This window comes from Solihabitans fulvus (assembly GCF_008386585.1).
Classification (GTDB): domain Bacteria; phylum Actinomycetota; class Actinomycetes; order Mycobacteriales; family Pseudonocardiaceae; genus Solihabitans; species Solihabitans fulvus.
The window spans coordinates 1-332 of record NZ_VUOB01000445.1; the positions used below are offsets into that span (position 1 = coordinate 1).

Annotated in this window: 1 protein-coding gene; it reads right to left on the reverse strand. The window is 75.0% G+C overall.

Translation table 11 applies throughout. The features are described from left to right. Positions 1–332, reverse strand: a 332-nt coding sequence (locus F0L68_RS41970) for an AMP-binding protein (protein WP_149855497.1), incomplete at both ends; no start/stop codon positions are given.

Below are 332 nucleotides of genomic sequence, written 5' to 3' on the forward strand. Positions count from 1 at the left end.
ATCGTCCCCGCCGACCGGACCGGTGGCAGGCGCCGCGTCGATGGCCGCGCGCCGCGCCGGGTCGTCGAGCACGACCAGCTCGCGGTCGTGGATCTCGGCAACGGCAACGGCGTGCCCGGCCGTGGTGACCACGACGGATGCCTTGGTGTCGCGCAGGATCTGGGCCAGCCTGCCGATCGGATTGGCCGGGTCGAGCGACAGGTACGCGGCGCCGGCCTTGAGGATGCCGAGCAGCGTGGGCATCAGGTCGGGGCCGCGGTCGACGCAGAGCCCGACGAGCGTGCCGGGCCCCGCGCCCGCCGAGCGCAGATGGTGCGCGATCCGGTTCGCGC